This window comes from Pseudomonas fluorescens (assembly GCF_902497875.1).
Lineage (GTDB): Bacteria > Pseudomonadota > Gammaproteobacteria > Pseudomonadales > Pseudomonadaceae > Aquipseudomonas > Aquipseudomonas fluorescens_BR.
Map to the genome: position 1 here is coordinate 21,445 of NZ_CABVHY010000030.1, position 17,735 is coordinate 39,179.

The following is a 17,735-nucleotide window of genomic DNA, read 5'->3' on the forward strand; positions in this document are numbered from 1 at the left end:
TGCTATTCGTCCACGCTGATGCCCGATCCCCCTAATTCCTTGGGGACATCCTTCAGCTTGGGCAATCCATCCTTGATGCGCAGCACGCTCTCCTGATAGTGGACGTGAACGCCTGGCGAGTACGCGAGCTCCGGGATGACCGCGGCATACACGTCGATGAGCCCCATCCCCGGGTGTTCGGTGAAGAGGTGCCCGCCGCACGTCTTGCACCACTTGCGGTAACTCTGCGGTGTCTTGTTGTAGGTGCCGATGTTGTCAGCACCCCGAGTCACTTGCAGCGCCTCGGGTTTCCACAGCGTGAAGGCATTGACCGGCCCTGCCGACCAGTGCCGACACGACTCGCAATGGCAATAGCCCATCGCGGCCGGCTCGCCGCTGACGGTGAACTCGACTGCGCCGCAAAAACAACTGCCCTTGTAAGACCGTTCAATGCTCATGGAATGGCTCCTTGATCAATGGTCAGGCGATACCGCCGGACATGGCGCGGATCGCCTGCACGTTACCTACCTTGACCCGTCGATGTAGCGCACCGCTGTCGCCGGCGTGCGCCGCACCTGCAGTTCGAAGATGTCAGGGCGCGCGTAGTGCCCGGTGACGTCGAGCGCCCGCCGCGCTGGCGCCACGAGTGCGACGTCGATGTCCGCATACAAAATGCCTGCCTCTCGGTGTAACGGACCGGCCACGAGCCGCCCTTGAGGATTGACCACCACCGAGTCGCCGTCGTTGATCCATTCGTCCGGATCGGCAAACAGTTGCTTACGAGCCGGGAAGTCGTCGGGGATGTCGCTGCCGCGCAGCACGGTGCCACTGCCGAGCACCCAACAGCGGCCCTCGAGAGCAATGTGACGCATCGTGCTGATCCAGCCATCGCCCGTGTCGTACGTGGGGGCGACGTAGATTTCCACCCCTTGGGCATACAGTGAATAGCGCGCCAGCGGCATGTAGTTTTCCCAGCAGATGAGCGCACCCACGCGACCGACCGGTGTATCGACCGTACGCAAACCGGAGGCATCACCGAAGCCATGCACCATGCGCTCGGGATTGGTTGGCATCAGCTTGCGGTGTCGGTTGAGCACGGCGCCATTCCCGCCGATAACGACTACGCTGTTATAGAGCGTGCCGCCTCCATTGCACCGGTCGCATTCATTGATGCCGCACACGATCGTCACGGCGTGAACCCTGGCGGCCTCGCACAATGGGCTCAGGTCACCGTTGGTGATATCGACGGCGTTGGCCAGCAGCCGCGTGTGCAACTGGCCCATTACAGCTCCGTCCTTTCCCGCCGCCAGCCGCCAGATCCACGATGGGTAACCGGGAATGTACGATTCGGGCAAAACGATCAGCGAGGCTCCCGCCGCCGCTGCCTCGGCGACCGATTGCACGGCCCGGGCGAGCGTCGCGCTACGATCGAGCAGTACTGGCGGGCGCTGAATGATGGCTACTTTTGTCATGGCGTTCTCCTTTGGCGGTGGGCTTTCGGAGGCTTCAGCGTGCGCGTGACGAAGTAACGGTGCTAGTTCAGAATCTGAAGTGTTGTGATTGCGGAGCCCAGACGATGGAAGACAGCTACGGTCAGTTCTGCACGGTCGCGCGCGGTGCTGAAGCACTGTGCGAGCGCTGGACACCTTTGGTCGTGCGCGAGTTGTTGTGCGGCAGTAAGCGCTTCAATGAACTGCACCGCGGCGTGCCCCGGATGTCCACCGGTCTGCTGGCACAGCGGCTGCGCCATCTGGAAGATATCGGTGTCGTGCATCGCACAGCCGTCGGCAAAGTCTGGGAGTACAGCCTGACCGACGCGGGCGAGGAGTTGCGCCCCATCATAATGGCGCTGGGCCATTGGGGCGCGCGCTGGATCGGCAGTCGCCTTCGCGATGACGAACTCGATGCAGGCTTGCTGATGTGGGACGTGCGCCGGTTCGTGCGCATTGAGACGTTCCCGTCCCGACCAGTGGTCGTCCAGTTCAAGTTCCGCGACGCGCGGCCCGGCGAGCAAGAGTGGTGGCTCGTGGTTGAACAGGGTGTGGCAGACCTGTGCCGCGACGACCCCGGCCGCGAACTGACGCTCGTCGTGGACTCCAGCGTGCGCGCGTTGACCGAGGTGTGGACGGGCGACCGCACGCCGCAGGAGGTGCTTCAGTCGCGAGAGCTGCGTGTCGACGGCGCAGTGCAGGATGCGCAAAACCTGTGGCGCTGGCTTGGCACGAGCGCGTTCGCCGGTACCCGGAGCGCTGCACGCTAGCCTTGGCAGCTGCCATCGCGAAACGTAAGCGTCCGCCCAATCTGCGGCACGTCGACAAGGTGCTCATCGACACCCCGAGCACAAATGGGGTTTAACGGGATGCGAGAACACCCTTCAACTTCGCCACTTGCGTAGCCAATGCGTCCATCAGCTCTGGCGACAAGCAATCATAAGGTTCCAAACCGAGCGCGCGCAGTTTTTCGCGAATTTCCTTCATGTCCTCCGGCGGGGTGCCGGTTTCGATGATCGACGAAACGAAGGCTGCAAAGCCTGGTGCGGCCCACCCTTTTTGCGGAGATAGCTCGGTATGCACGAAATCCAGGCCATAGAACGCATGGTCTTTGTTTTCGATGCGGCCATACATATGGGCATGGCACTCTTTGCAGGCATGTCGTTGAATAGCCGCGCGCTCGTCGACGATAACCAGCTTCTCAGCGTTCGCAGTGACGCTGACTTTATCGCGGGGAACCACTGCAACAACCGCGAATTTCGCACCTGCGGGCTTCCAGCATTTGCTGCAGCCACAGGCGTGATTGTGCAGGGTCTGGGCGTCAATCCTGATTTCAACCTTATCAGTCGGACACAGGCATTGCAGGGTACCGCCAGAGAAGTTCGCAGCGCTTGGCTCTATTCCGCTATCCAACGAAGGATGAAGTTTCAAGTTGCTCATGATAAACCTCCATCATCAGGGAGTCTGAATCTGGAGCCTCAGCTCCAGGGTGCGGATGAGTATTTGATAATGGTGCGGATCGATTTGCCTTCATGTATTAGATCAAAGGCCTCATTGATTCGTTCAAGTGGCATGGTATGAGTGACGGAGCGGACAATCGTGCTTGTGCTTGAAGATTACGCGGGTAGAACGGTAGCTTTCGATTAACGAGTCATAGAGCGCGATGTCAGAGCGGCTTCGCGCCATGAGTTGAGCGCCGGCAACGGCGCATAAGATAGCGCGAGCCCGTGGCTCGCTTAACGATTGATGTGTTGTCTCCAAGGTATCGGCAACCGAGACAACGGCCAGCGATACGCTACACTTTCTTGGCTCCGCCGCGGCACCTGAGGTGCCAGAACCCTGTCTCCTGATCAGGAGGTATCCAATGAGCAATAGCACCGAACTCACTTCCTTCACCGGCTGGGCCGCAACGGCGGCCGGCGCTCCACTGGAGCGCTATAGCTACGATCCCGGTCCATTGGGGGACGAGGAGGTGGAAGTCGCCGTGGAGTATTGCGGCGTCTGCCACTCCGACCAGTCGCTGATCGATAACGAATGGGGCATTAGTCACTACCCCTTTATCCCCGGCCACGAGGTGGTCGGCAGTATCGTGCGAGTGGGCGCGCAGGTACGCGGTCTCGAAGTCGGACAACGGGTGGGTATTGGTTGGTACAAGGGCAGTTGCATGCATTGCTCCTCGTGTATCGGAGGCTCCCATCACCTATGCGGCACAGTCCAACCCACCATCATCGGTAGCCACGGCGGCTTCGCCGACCGCCTGCGTTCGCACTGGGCCTGGGCCCTTCCAATACCAAACGGACTCGACCCGGCCATGGCCGGGCCACTGTTCTGCGCCGGCTCGACGGTGTTCAACCCGCTTGTGGAATTCGACGTCAAGCCTACTGACCGGGTCGGTGTGGTGGGAATCGGTGGCCTCGGTCATCTGGCACTACGCTTCCTTAACGCGTGGGGCTGCGAAGTCACGGCCTTTACCTCGTCGTTGAGCAAGCAGGACGAAGCCCGACGCCTGGGCGCGCACAACGTAGTCGCCTCGACCGACAGTAACGCGCTGAAATCCATTGCCGGCACCCTGGATTTTCTCCTGGTCACGGCCAACGCCGACCTCGACTGGAAGGCCATGCTCGCAACCCTGCGCGGCAGGGGGCGCCTGCATTTTGTTGGCCTAGTGCCCGGCGCTATTCCAGTGCACGTGTTCGACCTGCTTCCCCAACAAAAGAGCTTGTCCTCCTCGCCGGTGGGCTCGCCCGGTACCACGGCGACCATGCTGGAATTCTGCGCACGTCATCAAATCCTGCCGCAGGTCGAGCACTTTCCCATGAGCCGGGTCAACGAAGCCATCGATCACCTGCGCAGTGGCAAAGCGCGTTACCGCGTCGTGCTGGACGCCAGTAAATGACGGATTGGCGCGTCGGGTAACGCCGCACGCGCCTTCAAACGCCGGGCGCAAACCCAAAGGTTTGGAAGTGTTTTGCCCAATAAATCCAGGGAAGGTCATTCCAGTAGCGAGACCAGACGAGGCTCAATTGAGGTCGCCAGCACTTCGAGCAGAGCCAGCGTCACCGGCAGCTTGAAGCGCCGCCGTCCCGCACTGCCAGGATTGAGATAGAGCTGTTCGCCGCGCCATTCTATGCATGGCTTGTGCGAATGGCCGGTGATCACCAGCTTTATGCCTGCATCAAGCACGACCGGGACATCGGCGATGTCATGCACCAGCAGAGTTGGCCATCCGTTGAGGTCGAAACGTAGCAAGTCGGGGATATTTTCTGCCCACGGTGCGTCCTGGTCATTGTTCCCGCGCACTACGTGCAGTGGGGCGATAGACGCCAGTTGATAAAGAATGTCGGAATTGCCAATGTCGCCCGCGTGGATGATCCGTTCACAACCCTCCAGGGCAGCGCGGGCTTCGGCGCGGAGCAAACCATGAGTATCGGAAATCACGCCAACTTTCATGCAAAGCTCCCGACCAGGCTCAAGAATCGAACCCATTGTAACTAATCAAATGCCCTCGACGTGCGCGGTGAGCTCGCAAAATCATAGACGGCGATACTGATCTCGCGGCTTAGACTGGCCACTCCTCTGCAACATCCCTGAAGCATTGCGCTGACGCAGAATTTATTCAGGAGCAATATTCAGACTTCTGATCATCGATGAGCCGCAAAGCGGATTCCCAAGCCAAGAGATGAAGATTGTCTCGAATCTCATCTGCTGACTGCTTGGCTGTGAGTTCACATATGTGTTTTGAGGGGTAACGCAGAGGTTGCCCGCCAGCCAACGCAGCGACCTGAGCTTGACAGGCTCGCTCCAGGAAATAGATCTGGTTGAAGGCCTCGGCAACGGAGCCTCCGACAGCCAACAACCCATGGTTTCGCAGGATCATTGCCATGTTCGAACCGAGATCCGCCACAAGTCGCGGGCATTCGGCAGGATTAAGAGCGATACCTTCATAATCATGATAACTGAGGCAGTCATAGAACTTTAAAGCGTGCTGTGTAATCGGCAGCAGGCCTTCCTCTTGAGCAGATACTGCCATACCTGCCGACGTATGAGTATGCACGATGCAAACAGCGTCATGGCGAGCGCCGTGAATGGCTGAGTGGATATTGAATCCGGCCTTGTTAATCGGCCCTGCATTGTGGCATTCATCCACGAGGTCGCCGTTAATATCGATCTTGACCAGATCAGATGCTTTCATCTCGTGAAACAGTACGCCATAGCGATTAATGAAAAACAGATCTTTAGCACTTGGAACCCGCACCGAAATATGGGTGTCGATCAGGTCAGTCATTCGAAAATGAGCGAGCAGTCGATAAAAGGCTGCCAGTTCGCAGCGAACACTCCATTCAGTAGTGGAAACGAAAGCATGGGGACTTGCGATATTGGACATAAGGCTCCACCTAAGCAAACAAACAGGACGCAAATAAAAATAAAAACACCGAATTTTAAACGAAAAAAAACTCCGCGACGTCATTTGAAATCGCCAAGAGGGGCTACAACTTAACTTAGTAGTTGTAGGCTTCCTTAATTTTTTTCCAGGAATCGCCTATGTGAACCCTGAGAGCTTCAATGACCTTTTGCTCGTCTTTAGTGCGAAATGCCTCAACAATTGGCCAATGGTCTATTGCCGCATCCTCAAGACTTTCAAATCGATGTTCAACTAAACTGATCGAAATCTGTATTTCTGCGTAGAGATTGGAAAAAGCCCGAACGGTCTGTGTGTTTCTCGATAGTTCACAAATTCGCTGATGGAAAGCGATGTCGCGTTCGACAAGCTCCATTTCACGCCCTGTCTTTGCAGCTGCCTCCATCTGGCGGACGATGTCAGCCAGGCTCTCAATGTCCTCATCGGTGAGATATCGAAATGCCTGACGAACCGCAAACTCCTCCAACGCCATCCGGAATGAGAAAATATCCTGGATGTCCGACTCCGAAAACGAACGGACGAATGTGCCTCGCCGTGGGCTGGAGATGAGCAAGCCTCGCTCCTCCAGCTTGCGGATCGCCTCCCGGATCGGGTTACGGCTTATCTTCAACGTTCGTGCCAGTTCGGCCTCATTAACGCGCTGTCCCGCCTTCAATTGGCCGCTGACCAGCAGCTTGTACAGGTACTCGGTCACCTGCTCCGACAGACTCTTACTGTCGACAATGGGTGCTGGGAACAAGCCTGGTTCGCTCGTAGGGACGTTTGAATCTGAGGAGAACTGATTCATCTGAAGTTAACCCGCTGTGTCTTCGATGTAAGTCACTATCGTGGTCGAACTGAATCGTTTTACCGATTGCGCACTGTCGACTGTGGACAGTTAGTTTGCGCTTTTATCCCGCCCCTGTCAATTCAAGTAGTCGTTGTTGCGCAGGCCCTTAAATATAAGCAGCCTACGCAAACATAATTAATTTACTTTGCTAATACTGGGTCTATTCACCACTCGAACTTTAGAGTTCAGACGCATTACTGCATAGGCGACAATGGCGGTGGCGGGCGCTGAGAATGTGGCTAGCAGACCCGTGCAATTCATAAGGATCACACCCACGACCGAGGCAACCAACCACGCAGCCAATCCAGAATAGTTCACCGATTTGCAGGGGGCACTCGACACGCCGCCATCGTCAAGTTTTCGCACCTCGATAATTCTCGACATCGCGACACCCACCCAGGCGACAACGATAATCCCCTGATAGGCAAGAGCTTCCAACAGGTATTTGAAGACATCGGCGAGCATGAGGCAAAACACCAATACACCCACGACTACTGCCCACCAACCCCAGCTCCAGCGAATGCCAAAGAACTGACCTATGGTTTTCAAATTACCGGTAGCGACGAAGTAGTTAGCTGAATTGATACGGGTCTGTGTTGCCCATACGAAGAGCAGCCCCCAGAAGCCAAGCAAGCTCAGTATCGCCAGCACTACAGAAATTTCACTGATCTTCTCGATGCTGGGGACAGAGCTGACCAGATAAATACCACACGCGCCATTGACGACAATGGTGACAAAGTAAAATAGAAATCCGAAGTTCCATTTGCTGTGGAATTCAACATCGGCGGCCTTGCCAAACTTCGCATACTCATAGGCAAAGAGCATAAGAACCCAGACGCCCATATAATAAACAAAGCAATTCCACCAACCGTAAGGGGATGGGTTAGAGGGCCCAAACGTCATCCAATTGGTTGAATAGCCATATTCGGAAATAGAGATGCAAACGGCTGCTATGAGGCCTATGACATAGACCGGCAAAAGCACACCATTCAGTTTGTCGAGCCAGACCTGGATTTTCCCCAATACCAGTGGGACGCTATAGGCCACGACGATCAGAGCCGCGACGGTGTGATTGATCGAGGGGAAGAGATGGTTAATCGCCAGCGCGATGACAGACCCTTCGAACACCGCGTAATAGATTGCTGTAGCTCCGAGGATGATCGCAGCGAGCACGGCCCCTTTTGAGCCGAAAAGTTCTACCGAAAAGGAGGTCACTGAATGACCTGTCTTGATGGCATGGCGGGCCATTTGGGAGGTGATGATGCCATAGGAGATGACCGAAAGGAGCATCCCCGTAATTGCATTGAACGTTCCGAATTCTAACGCGAGCGCGCCGCCTACAATGATGTAGAACATTGCGCTACACACTGCCCACCACGCCATGGACAGTGATACTTTATTGATACGCTCGTCAAATCCCACCACGGTTGCAGGTTGCCCTGCGTTGCCGTTACTTTTAATTGGGCCCGCCATTTTTTATATCTCCAGTTATAGAAGGAGGTGCTTAGAACACGTTTTATGGGCAGAAAAAACTAATTAAATGCTTCTTGGGGAACCCTGAAGCTTTTAGGTATGCTTATTGATGAGAATACGGCTTTCGAGAGAAAATCCTTTCTATCAAGGGAATGAAGCTTTCAAGACTCAAGGTATCGTAGTCTGGGTCGAACGAAGGACAATCCCATTCACGACAGAATTTGTCACACTCATCAAACCAAGGATGCCCACGAAATTTCTCGCGAGTGTTTTTGTCCCACCCCAGGTTCTCCCAGTAATAAAACCCTTGGAACACGTCGTGATTAAGCACAATCCAATGTGTTTTTTCGGACACATAGGGCTTAATAAGCGCACCCGCCAATTCAGCATGATTGTACAGTGCGAGCGTATCGCCAATATCATGGATCAGCGCCGCTAGAACCATCTCATCATCGGCGCCATCACGCGTCGCCCGAGTAGCCGTCTGTAGCGAATGCTGAAGCCTGTCAATCTGGTATGGCTGCTCACCCTGCCCCAATAGTTGCAAGTGTTTGATCACCAGCTCAGGCATATGCTTATGTTCGTCAGTTTCGAAAGCGGAAATCAGCTTCCAATCTTCGGGCTTCATTTGATCAATACTTTTAAACTTCGCCTTTTCCATCTCTTTTCCTATCCGTTCCGTCGGACGGGGGCCATTACAGCCCCGCCGAGTATTTTTACTTCGAAGCACGCCGCTGTTGACGCTCAGCGCTCCATTTAACACACCAGTCGGAGCAGAATTCTTTACCGTCGACTTTCACTTTCGTAGGGGCATCCTGTTCATAGATCAGGACGCCGCAGTTAGAGCACTTTACGTAACGCTCGATATAGAGCCCATTTTCAGAGAATTTCATCTTCAGTTCCCCGTGTATTGGTAATTCGACTTTGCAGATTCGAGTGATATATAGCCATCGCGCAGATCACGTTCGACTGACTCCGGTACTCGTTTTTTTGGACTGCCGAAGCCGCCGCCTCCCGGTGTGGTCAACTTGACCCGATCACCCTCAAGGATGTCGACGTTCGAATAACGGCTCGTAGAAATCTTGCCGTACGCTTCGCACATCGTTTCCCACTTGTCCGAACCTTTTTTCTGGACAAGGGTGGCACCACAGCCGCCTTCCAGACCGCCGTCCAGGCCCCAGGGTTTGGTGAAATGCCGGTCGGTCATTTGCGAAACGGTGATAGTTTCATTCAGGCAAAGCATTTGTTTGGTGTAACCCAAACCACCCCGGAATTCGCCGGCACCGCCCGAGTCCGTATCTAAAGCGAGACGCTCGACACGCCATGGGAAGCGGGTTTCGAATACCTCGACTGGAGTGGTACGACAGTTGCCGTTGATCGAGTCAACAGCGTCGTTCCCATCCGCGAAAGCGCGCCCACCCCAGCCCACGGTTTCCAGGTCATAACAGGCGAAGTATTCGCCACTGGCTGCATCCACGCCGCCGAATACGAAGTTGCAATGTGTCGCGCCCTCGGCAGCCATGACTCGGTTGGGAACCGCGGTTGCCATTGCACCCAGAATCGCCCCGGTAATGCGTGGGTGTGTCTCGGTATTTCCTCCGACCGAAGGCGCCGGAAAATCCACGTTTACGATAGTGCCAGGAGGCGAAAGAACTTTGATCGGACGGAAACAGCCACTATTGCGCGGTATCGAAGGGTCCGTCATATGCAGTACAGCGTTATAGGCAGCTGACGTCGATACCCCCAGTGTTGCATTGATCGGACCACGTGCCTGTGGCGAAGAGCCTGTGTAGTCGATGATGATTTGGTCGCCACGCACGTGAACTTCCACAGCGATGCGGTAGGTCTTGTTCGGGGTTACACCGTCACTTTCAACAGAATCTTCGAAGGAGTAGATGCCATCAGGAATGGCTTCGATTTCGGCTTTCATGCGGCGTTCGGCGTAATCGAGCAGGTCACCTATGATTTGCTGCACTTCGCTAACGCCGTACTTCTCAAGAACATCGAGCATCTGGCGTTCGCCCAGATCTACAGCTGCAATCAAGGCGCGTAGATCGCCGTAGTTGGTCCGAGGCGTACGAACGTTGGCCAGCAACAGCTTCCAGATATCGTTGTTGTCGACACCGGCGGATTTGATCTTCACCGGAGGAACACGCACACCTTCATGGAAGATTTCCGTGGCCTCGCCAGGGAAACCGCCCGGTGCCATGCCACCGACTTCAGCGATATGACCAATGGCAATAGCCCAGCCTTGTAGCTCGCCATGGAAGAAGATCGGCTTGAAGAAGGTATGTTCAGGCGTGTGGAGGCCACCACGGTAGGGGTCGTTGTGGAGGATGATGTCACCTTCTTTGAGGGACACTACGTCGATTTCCTTCAAGCACGATTTCACCAGGAGCGGGATCCCACCGATCATGGCGGGGCAAAAATCGGCGACCGCAATCAGATTGCCCTGCTTGTCAGCCAGACCGCAGGTAAAGTCCAGCGCTTCGTTGAAGATCGTGGAGTAAGAGGTCTTCTGGAGGGTAATTCCCATTTCTCGACAGATAGAGACCATCGTCGAGTCGAGAACACTCATCGCTACCATATCCATTACTTGCCCTCCACGGATTTTGCAGTTACGAGCATGTAGCCGTATTCGTTAACGCGAATTTGCTGGTTGGGTCGCAGGATCGTGACTGAGGCGCTTTCTTCGATGATCGCCGGCCCTGTAATCACATGGTTCTGGAGCAACTCTTCGCGGTTGTACACAGGCGTATCGATCCAGCCTCCCTCAAAGCGAACCTTGCGACTTGAACTAGCCTTGGCAGGCTTTTCGGCAAGCGCCAGCGTCGGGATGTTCGGTTTCTCGCAAGAAGCGATTGCCACAGCTTTGATGGTCACAAGCTCAATGGTTTCGCCAGGCGTGGAGAAGCCGAACCGGGCCTTGTGAATTTCATGGAATTTCTGCCACAGCTGGTCGGCAGACTCGGGATCAATCGATGCCACGTTAACCGGCAGTTCCAGTCCGTGATTCTGACCGAGGTAACGCGCTTCGATGGAGCGTTGAACCTGAATGTTGTCAACGTAACCCTGTTCGGTCAGTTCACTGACCGCACTCCTCACCAGGCCAGTCATCGCTTCATCGACCGCGAAGGCGTCGAACCGCGTGGAGACCTGTTGAATCGTCCGCTGCTTGTCGACACGAGCATTGGTCATGATGAAACCGAATGCCGAGAACTGGCCGGGATAGTTCGGTACTAATCCTTGAGGGATGCCGCTGATCTCCAGCAGGTCGCAGATGTGAACCGGACCGGCTCCACCTGATGACAGCAGGGTGAAGTCGCGAGGGTCCAGACCGCGCTGCAACAGCACAGTACGCAGTGCACCCAGCATGTTGTTGTTGGCAATCTGGAGCATAGCCATGGCGGCTTCATCAACGGCCATGTGGAGTTTGTCTGCAATACGAGCAACCGCACGATGGGCGGCGCTAGCGTCGAGTTTCATCCGACCGCCCAGGAAGAAATCCGGGTTGATGCGACCCAGGACAACGTTCGCATCGGTAACGGTTGCTTCAAGGCCACCACGGCCATAGCAGGCAGGACCCGGAACGGATGTCGCAGACTGCGGCCCCATTCGCAACAGGCCACCTTTGTCAATCCACGCCAAGGAGCCGCCACCGGCACCGATGGTGTGTACGTCGATCATCGGAACCTGAATCGGAATACCCCACTCGATTTCAAAGTCGGTGGTGATGTTTTCCTGGCCGTTGACTACGGTTGCACAGTCGGTTGACGTGCCACCCATGTCGAAAACAACCAGGTTTTTGATCCCGGTGAGTTCAGCTACTGTACGGGTGGCGACTACGGCACCCGTTGGTCCGGACAAGGCCATCTGCACGGGAGTAGCAGCTGCGCCCCAGATGCTGGATTCGCCACCATTGGACTTGATGACACCGACTTTATCGCCGATACCCAGATCATCGAGGCAAACCTTGATGCGTGCGAAGCTCTCTTGAACGATTGGCTTGAGAAAAGCATCAGCAATAGTTGTGGATGCCCGGTCGTATTCCTTCCACTTCGGAAGTACGTGAAACGAAGACGAAATCGGGATGTCAGGCAGTTCTTCAGCCAGGATCTGCGCGATACGGTCTTCATGCTTTGGATTGACGTAAGAGAACAAGGTGCATACGGCGATTGCTTCGATGGTGCCATCGTTACGAATGGCCTGAGCCACTTTGCGAACTGAGGCCTCATCCAGCGCAAGCACTACTTCACCCTGGGCGCTGATACGCTCGGCAACTTCATAGCAATCGGCTCGACTAACGAATGCCTTGGTCTTGATCCAAGTGATGTCGTAGTGGCTGCGGCGGTCGCCACGCTGGATGAACGGCACATCTTTGAAGCCGTTAGTTGTGACGTAGGCAACCTTCGCGCCTTTTCGCGTCAACAGTGCGTTCGTAGCAATGGTGGTGCCCAGACGAACCTTGTTAACCGTTGCCATCGACTCGATTTTGGACAGGCCTTCCAAAACACCATCGATAGGATTGGCTGGAGTGGTCAGATTCTTCCAGTTTTCAATCTTGCCAGTGGTGGCATCGTATGACACGAAGTCGGTAAACGTACCGCCAATGTCGACACCTACAATATTATCCTCACGCATAAGGCGCTCCGCTTTATTATTAATCTAACGTTTTCGGGGGCAGTTCTTAAAATACTTTTTATGCGGTTATTACCGTGTGGGCCGCAATGTGACGCGGATAGTTATATTAATCACGGTAAGTGCACTTCTCTTATTTCAGGATGTTTTTTTATATTTGTACCTCGCGCATCTGATGCTTCGAGTCGCTTCAGATCTACCTGTGGACTGAAGACTGTGGACAGTTTGCCCTTGAGGTTATTTGCTGTCAACCGGTCGCTCACACAAGAGCAGCGAACGAGCCTCTACACGCCGCCGAGAGGGGCATCTGGTTGATGCTTTTGTGCTTGAAACCTTCAGTCTAGAGGGACAAGAAAGCGCCGGACCATTCGTCGCAGGAGGCCAGAACGACCAGGTTCGAGGGTGGAAGTGGCAAGGATTGCAGGGACGTGGAACCTGGAGCGAGGTGCTCGGGTTCTAGGATAAATGCAGCCCCGCATGGGCTGTCAGTGCATCGAGAAACCCGGCCATGGTGCTCTTTTGCTCCAGCCCCTGACGGGTGATGCAATGAAAGGCGGAACGATAAGCCAACCGCTGCGGCATGATCGATCGAAGCCTGCCGCGCTCGACCCAGCTCGCCGCGTAGTGGGTGGGCAGGTAACCGATGTAGGTGTCGGAAAATATCAGCAACGCAATGGCTTCCATGGAGAAGGCACTGACCGCGCTGGCGAACCTGAGCTCGCACGGTCGTTTGTTCTCTGCCACATAGCCTCTGTCGACATAGTCGGCCGCGCTTAACTCTTCAAAGCTCAGGTCCTGATCCGAGCGCAGGAAAAACGGATGACCACTGCCGCAATACAGGTGCTGCTCTTCTTCGAACAGTGCCTGATAGTGGAGCCCGGACAAACGATGGTGGAACGCGCCGATGGCGGCCTGGATGCGCTCTTCGAGCACGGCCTGCTCCAGCTCATCGGGGCGCATGACATGCAAGTCGATATGGACGCCGGGCTGCGCAGCGCGTAGTTGGGCAATGGCCGCAGGTACGGGGCTGTGTTCAAGGGTGATCAGGCTGTCGACCGTGCCGATGTGCAACAACTCCCGGTGGCGTCCGCTGAGCACCGCCGTGCGCTGGCGGAAATGGCCGATATTGGAGAACAGCTCTTGGGCCGCCGCGTAAGTTTCCTCGCCTTCTTCGGTCAGCTGGAAGCCGCTTTTCCCGCGCTTGCACAACGAGTAACCGAGCCTGACCTCCAGGTCGCGCACTAGCACGCTGAGCCGCGACAAACTGGTGTTCAACGGAACCTGTGCGGCAGTGAAGCCTCCGGCATCCACGATCGAGCAGAAAATCCGCAGCATGCGCAGATCCACATCCGTCAAATTCACCAGCATGCAGCCACCTCATTGTTTTTGCCGCCCCCGGCCGCAATCAGCCGTTCATCACGCCGCCGCCATTGACGCCGAGTATCTGCCCGGTCATGAAACTGGCCTGCGCCGAGGCGAGGAACGCCACCGCCGCGGCTATTTCTTCTGCAGTTCCCAACCGCAGCATCGGGTAACGTAACGCTTCCTGGCGAATATAAGACTCACCCAGGCGTTCGACCATCGGCGTCAATGTGCCGCCGGGGGCCACCCCGTTCACCCGTACGCCATGGGCCGCCAACTCTCGCGCCAATGACTTGGTCAGTGCAATGATCCCGCCTTTGGCAGCCGAGTAATGGCAAAGATTAGCGCATCCAAGCTGCCCGAGGTCAGAGGCTATATTGACGATGGCGCCACTGCCCTGCCCTGTCATCAGGACCGCCGCCGGCTTACAGAACAGAAACGCGCCATAGAGATGAACACGGATCATCCGATCCCAGGCCTCGAAACTGAGCTCGGTCAGCGGCGTCTCCTGCAAGAACCCCGCGTTGTTGACCAGCACATCCAGGCGTTCCAGCCCGGCAAATGCGCACTCTGCGGTCGCGGGGTCGGACACATCGCCCAGCGCAAGACGCACCTCCACGCCCCGCGCCTTCAGCTCATCGGCCAAGGCTAGCAGCGCTGCGCTTTGCTGCAGGTCGTTGAGCACCGCAAGACTGCCGCGCTCACCGAGCGCGCGCGCGACGGCGCGGCCGATACCCTGGGCAGCACCGGTTACCATATAGGTTTTCATGAATGACCTCAGTCTTCAGACAATCAGTAAGGATGCTGTTCCAGCCACTGCGCATACATGGCAATGCCTTCGTGCAGATCAAATCGGGGTTGGTACCCCAGTTGTTCGCTTGCCGCGCAAATGTCGAAGCGCGCATTTTCATCCAGCACGTTCAACGTACCGGGACCGATGCTTAACCGGGCATGCGGATAGACCTTGCGCACCCGAGCCGCGACCGCCCGATAGCTGTCCTGCTCGCCGGCCGTCACATTGAACACCCGCTGGTGCAACCGCTCTTCCTGAACGGTGGCAGCCAGCAGACAAGCATGGGCGACGTCCACGACGTGCACGTACTGAAAGCGGTAATCGCCGCCCTCTTCCTCATGCCACGGCTCATTGTCGATCGCGCTTCTGAGCAGGCTCTTGAGGTAGCACTGCATGAACTGGCCAGGCCCATAGATCCAGCCCGGACGCAGGGAAACCACGCTGACCTGGTATAGGTCGCTGTAAACCTGGCCGAGCTTTTCGGTGAACACCTTGGTGCAGCCATACGGCGTGGTCGGTTCAAGAGGCGCGCGCTCATCGATCACCTCCAGTTCCCGGTTGGGTCCATAGGCGCATTCGGAACTGAGGTTGACCACCCGAGGGATACCACTGAGCCGGGCGCACTCAAACACATGGGTGGTGCCCAGTGCATTGGTCAACACCGTCTGCAGGGGAATACGCCGTGAGTCGACCGGGTGCGAGATCGCCGCGGTATGAACGATCGCGTCGACCGGACGGCCCCGGCAGCTCTCCAGCAAACTCGCCAGATCGGCAAGATCACCCTGTACGTAACGATAAGCAGCATGCTCGATGGCGCACACCTGGCTGCGATCGTAACCCACCACCTCGTTGCCTTGGGCCAAGAGCTGACGCACCACTTCCTGGCCAAGAAATCCGTTGGCCCCGGTTACCAGTATATTCATGACCCGTCCTCAATAAGGATGCAGCGGCAGTGTCAGATCGCCCGCCTGCCAGCGTGAGTAGACCTCTTCAGGCGTGCAGATCCAGACATCGTCATAGCGTTGAATCTGTTGGATCAGCCGCTCAAGCATGGCGATGCGTGAGGCGCGGCCAATCAATTGCGGGTGCATGGTCAGGATGAAATGGCTACCGTAGTGGCGCATTCCTTCCAACTCCGCCAACCAGAGTCGATAGACCTTTTCCGGGTCTTCGATAACACTGCCCACCGCAGGCTCTGCCGAATAGGCGAACTGCTCCCAATCGTCCAACAACCAACTGACGGGCAACTCCAGCAGGCTCTGCTCGGCGCTACCGACACGGTATGGCCGGTCATCGCCCATCAGGCTGCTGTCACTGTGAAAGCCCAGGGCGAGGAGCGATTCAACGACATCCGGGGTCAGCTCCCACAGCGGCGCACGGTAGTCGGTGACCGGACGATCGATGGTGGCTTCGAGCAGCGCCTTGGAGTCTTTGAGAATCTGCAGGTTCTGCTCGGGCGTCTGCTCATCGACACGCTCATGGAAGTAACCGTGGCAGCCAATCCCGTGCCCGGCAGCGGCAATGCTGCGTACCACCTCGGGGTCGATCTCGGCCACCCGGGCGGGAATATAGAATTGCGCCCGAATACCGTAGCGGGCCAGCAACTCCAATAGGCGCGGCACTCCGACACGGCGGCCGTAGGCCCCCATCGACAGCAGGGAGAGCCGGCGCCCGGAGAGGCTTGATGGCTCCCAGGCGCTTTCGGCATCCAGGTCAAAACTCAAGGTAACGGCAAAGCGTTTGTTCTCAGGCCAGGCAGTCATCAATTGAACTCCTTCTACGAGCGGCGCTTGATCGAATCGGCGAGGATGCACAACAACTCGAACATCATGGTGGCGCCCACCAGCGCCGTGGCCCCGCCCACATCAAAAGGCGGCGAAACCTCAACCACATCGGCGCCGACCAGGTTCAGGCCCTGCAGGCCCCGGATCAGTTGCTGCGCCTGCAGCGTGGTGATGCCGCCGATCTCGGGCGTGCCAGTCCCCGGGGCAAACGCCGGGTCCAGGACATCGACATCGAAGGTGACATAGGTCGGCTCGTCGCCCACGATACGACGTGCCTCGGCAATGGTCGCCGCGACGCCGATGTCGGCGAACTCCTCCATATGGATCACGCGGATACCGCAGTCCTTGGCGAAGTCTTCGTCGTCCGCCGAATAGATCGAACCGCGAATACCAATCTGTACCGTGCGCTTAGGGTCCAGCAGCCCCTCCTCGATCGCACGGCGAAAGGGCGTGCCATGGGTGTAGGGGTTGTCGCCGAAGTAACGGTCATTCGTGTCGGAGTGGGCATCGAAATGGACCATGCCGATGGGCCGGTCCCGGGCGATGGCGCGAAAGATCGGCAGTGTCACCAGATGATCGCCACCGACCGACAAAGGCACCGTACCCACTTCATGGATCTGCCGATAGAAGCCTTCGATGCGCTTGAGCGAGTCGAGCAGATCAATCGGGTTGACCGGTGCGTCGCCCAAGTCGCCAACCCGCACCAGGTCATAAGGCGCGATATGGCTGACGTGGTGAACCTTGCGCATCATGCTCGACTGGTTGCGCACCTCCCGCGGACCATGCCGGGCGCCTGCGCGGTTGGTCGTGCCGCCGTCCCAGGGCACGCCTAGCAAGGCAATTTGCACCTGCGCCGGATCGGTGAAAATGGGCAGACGCATAAAGCTCGGTATGCCTGCAAAACGGGGTATGACGGCGGCATCCAGAGGTTGCGGGAAATCATTGGCCATCAAGATTTACTCCTGGC

Annotated in this window: 17 protein-coding genes and 1 pseudogene; 2 read left to right on the forward strand and 16 right to left on the reverse strand. The window is 56.7% G+C overall.

Annotated elements, in window-relative coordinates; genetic code table 11:
- Positions 1-2: 2 nt before the first annotated feature.
- Positions 3-437, reverse strand: coding sequence for a GFA family protein (locus tag F8N85_RS25620; protein WP_150806302.1), 435 nt, complete (start codon positions 435-437; stop codon positions 3-5).
- A gap of 66 nt (positions 438-503) precedes the next feature.
- Positions 504-1,451 carry a carbon-nitrogen hydrolase family protein gene (locus tag F8N85_RS25625; protein WP_150806303.1) on the reverse strand — a complete coding sequence of 316 codons (948 nt, stop codon included), beginning with the start codon at positions 1,449-1,451 and terminating at the stop codon, positions 504-506.
- Between the two features lie 104 nt (positions 1,452-1,555).
- Here F8N85_RS25625 and F8N85_RS25630 point away from each other — a divergent pair, with 104 nt between their 5' ends.
- Positions 1,556-2,239 (forward strand): winged helix-turn-helix transcriptional regulator, encoded by a 684-nt coding sequence (locus tag F8N85_RS25630; protein WP_150806304.1) that lies wholly within the window; start codon positions 1,556-1,558, stop codon positions 2,237-2,239.
- 91 nt (positions 2,240-2,330) lie between these two features.
- Here F8N85_RS25630 and gfa read toward each other — a convergent pair whose 3' ends face one another.
- Both gfa and F8N85_RS35160 read right to left on the reverse strand, forming a co-directional pair.
- Entirely contained in the window at positions 2,331-2,909 is a 579-nt protein-coding gene (gene gfa, locus F8N85_RS25635) for an S-(hydroxymethyl)glutathione synthase (protein ID WP_150806305.1), read from the reverse strand.
- Positions 2,910-2,947: 38 nt separating this feature from the next.
- A pseudogene (locus F8N85_RS35160) lies at positions 2,948-3,055 on the reverse strand (hypothetical protein); the annotation flags it as partial.
- A gap of 278 nt (positions 3,056-3,333) precedes the next feature.
- Between F8N85_RS35160 and ahr the strand changes: the two are divergent.
- Positions 3,334-4,365 (forward strand): NADPH-dependent aldehyde reductase Ahr, encoded by a 1,032-nt coding sequence (gene ahr, locus F8N85_RS25645; RefSeq protein WP_150806307.1) that lies wholly within the window; start codon positions 3,334-3,336, stop codon positions 4,363-4,365.
- Positions 4,366-4,460: 95 nt separating this feature from the next.
- Here the strand turns inward: ahr and F8N85_RS25650 are convergent, their stop codons facing one another.
- The 12 genes from F8N85_RS25650 to speB all read right to left on the reverse strand — a co-directional run bounded on the left by F8N85_RS25650 (position 4,461) and on the right by speB (position 17,718).
- Entirely contained in the window at positions 4,461-4,919 is a 459-nt protein-coding gene (locus F8N85_RS25650) for a metallophosphoesterase family protein (RefSeq protein ID WP_150806308.1), read from the reverse strand.
- Between the two features lie 166 nt (positions 4,920-5,085).
- Positions 5,086-5,853 (reverse strand): class II aldolase/adducin family protein, encoded by a 768-nt coding sequence (locus tag F8N85_RS25655; protein WP_150806309.1) that lies wholly within the window; start codon positions 5,851-5,853, stop codon positions 5,086-5,088.
- 115 nt (positions 5,854-5,968) lie between these two features.
- Positions 5,969-6,676 carry a GntR family transcriptional regulator gene (locus F8N85_RS25660; RefSeq protein ID WP_150806310.1) on the reverse strand — a complete coding sequence of 236 codons (708 nt, stop codon included), beginning with the start codon at positions 6,674-6,676 and terminating at the stop codon, positions 5,969-5,971.
- 177 nt (positions 6,677-6,853) lie between these two features.
- Positions 6,854-8,191: a purine-cytosine permease family protein gene (locus tag F8N85_RS25665; protein WP_224795746.1), complete on the reverse strand. Its 1,338-nt coding sequence runs from the start codon at positions 8,189-8,191 to the stop codon at positions 6,854-6,856.
- A gap of 103 nt (positions 8,192-8,294) precedes the next feature.
- A complete protein-coding gene (locus F8N85_RS25670) occupies positions 8,295-8,852 on the reverse strand; it encodes an HD domain-containing protein (protein ID WP_150806311.1) in 558 nt (185 codons plus the stop codon).
- Between the two features lie 234 nt (positions 8,853-9,086).
- Entirely contained in the window at positions 9,087-10,784 is a 1,698-nt protein-coding gene (locus F8N85_RS25675) for a hydantoinase B/oxoprolinase family protein (protein ID WP_150806312.1), read from the reverse strand.
- Positions 10,784-12,832 carry a hydantoinase/oxoprolinase family protein gene (locus F8N85_RS25680; RefSeq protein ID WP_150806313.1) on the reverse strand — a complete coding sequence of 683 codons (2,049 nt, stop codon included), beginning with the start codon at positions 12,830-12,832 and terminating at the stop codon, positions 10,784-10,786. Before F8N85_RS25680 ends, F8N85_RS25675 begins: the two co-directional genes overlap by 1 nt.
- A gap of 453 nt (positions 12,833-13,285) precedes the next feature.
- On the reverse strand, positions 13,286-14,197 hold the full coding sequence (locus F8N85_RS25685) for a LysR family transcriptional regulator (RefSeq protein WP_150806314.1): 912 nt from the start codon (positions 14,195-14,197) through the stop codon (positions 13,286-13,288).
- A 37-nt stretch (positions 14,198-14,234) separates the two neighbouring features.
- Complete coding sequence (locus F8N85_RS25690) at positions 14,235-14,960, reverse strand: SDR family NAD(P)-dependent oxidoreductase (protein WP_150806315.1); 726 nt, start codon at positions 14,958-14,960, stop codon at positions 14,235-14,237.
- 23 nt (positions 14,961-14,983) lie between these two features.
- Positions 14,984-15,907: an NAD-dependent epimerase/dehydratase family protein gene (locus F8N85_RS25695; protein WP_150806316.1), complete on the reverse strand. Its 924-nt coding sequence runs from the start codon at positions 15,905-15,907 to the stop codon at positions 14,984-14,986.
- Positions 15,908-15,916: 9 nt separating this feature from the next.
- Complete coding sequence (locus F8N85_RS25700) at positions 15,917-16,747, reverse strand: polysaccharide deacetylase family protein (protein ID WP_150806317.1); 831 nt, start codon at positions 16,745-16,747, stop codon at positions 15,917-15,919.
- A gap of 14 nt (positions 16,748-16,761) precedes the next feature.
- A complete protein-coding gene (gene speB, locus F8N85_RS25705; RefSeq protein WP_150806318.1) occupies positions 16,762-17,718 on the reverse strand; it encodes an agmatinase in 957 nt (318 codons plus the stop codon).
- Positions 17,719-17,735 lie beyond the last annotated feature (17 nt).

Coding starts and splice junctions, on each gene's coding strand:
- F8N85_RS25620 (WP_150806302.1), bottom strand. CDS start 437: ATGAGCATTGAACGGTCTTACAAGGGCAGTTGTTTTTGCGGCGCAGTC.
- F8N85_RS25625 (WP_150806303.1), bottom strand. CDS start 1,451: ATGACAAAAGTAGCCATCATTCAGCGCCCGCCAGTACTGCTCGATCGT.
- F8N85_RS25630 (WP_150806304.1), top strand. CDS start 1,556: ATGGAAGACAGCTACGGTCAGTTCTGCACGGTCGCGCGCGGTGCTGAA.
- gfa (WP_150806305.1), bottom strand. CDS start 2,909: ATGAGCAACTTGAAACTTCATCCTTCGTTGGATAGCGGAATAGAGCCA.
- ahr (WP_150806307.1), top strand. CDS start 3,334: ATGAGCAATAGCACCGAACTCACTTCCTTCACCGGCTGGGCCGCAACG.
- F8N85_RS25650 (WP_150806308.1), bottom strand. CDS start 4,919: ATGAAAGTTGGCGTGATTTCCGATACTCATGGTTTGCTCCGCGCCGAA.
- F8N85_RS25655 (WP_150806309.1), bottom strand. CDS start 5,853: ATGTCCAATATCGCAAGTCCCCATGCTTTCGTTTCCACTACTGAATGG.
- F8N85_RS25660 (WP_150806310.1), bottom strand. CDS start 6,676: ATGAATCAGTTCTCCTCAGATTCAAACGTCCCTACGAGCGAACCAGGC.
- F8N85_RS25665 (WP_224795746.1), bottom strand. CDS start 8,191: ATGGCGGGCCCAATTAAAAGTAACGGCAACGCAGGGCAACCTGCAACC.
- F8N85_RS25670 (WP_150806311.1), bottom strand. CDS start 8,852: ATGGAAAAGGCGAAGTTTAAAAGTATTGATCAAATGAAGCCCGAAGAT.
- F8N85_RS25675 (WP_150806312.1), bottom strand. CDS start 10,784: ATGGATATGGTAGCGATGAGTGTTCTCGACTCGACGATGGTCTCTATC.
- F8N85_RS25680 (WP_150806313.1), bottom strand. CDS start 12,832: ATGCGTGAGGATAATATTGTAGGTGTCGACATTGGCGGTACGTTTACC.
- F8N85_RS25685 (WP_150806314.1), bottom strand. CDS start 14,197: ATGCTGGTGAATTTGACGGATGTGGATCTGCGCATGCTGCGGATTTTC.
- F8N85_RS25690 (WP_150806315.1), bottom strand. CDS start 14,960: ATGAAAACCTATATGGTAACCGGTGCTGCCCAGGGTATCGGCCGCGCC.
- F8N85_RS25695 (WP_150806316.1), bottom strand. CDS start 15,907: ATGAATATACTGGTAACCGGGGCCAACGGATTTCTTGGCCAGGAAGTG.
- F8N85_RS25700 (WP_150806317.1), bottom strand. CDS start 16,747: ATGACTGCCTGGCCTGAGAACAAACGCTTTGCCGTTACCTTGAGTTTT.
- speB (WP_150806318.1), bottom strand. CDS start 17,718: ATGGCCAATGATTTCCCGCAACCTCTGGATGCCGCCGTCATACCCCGT.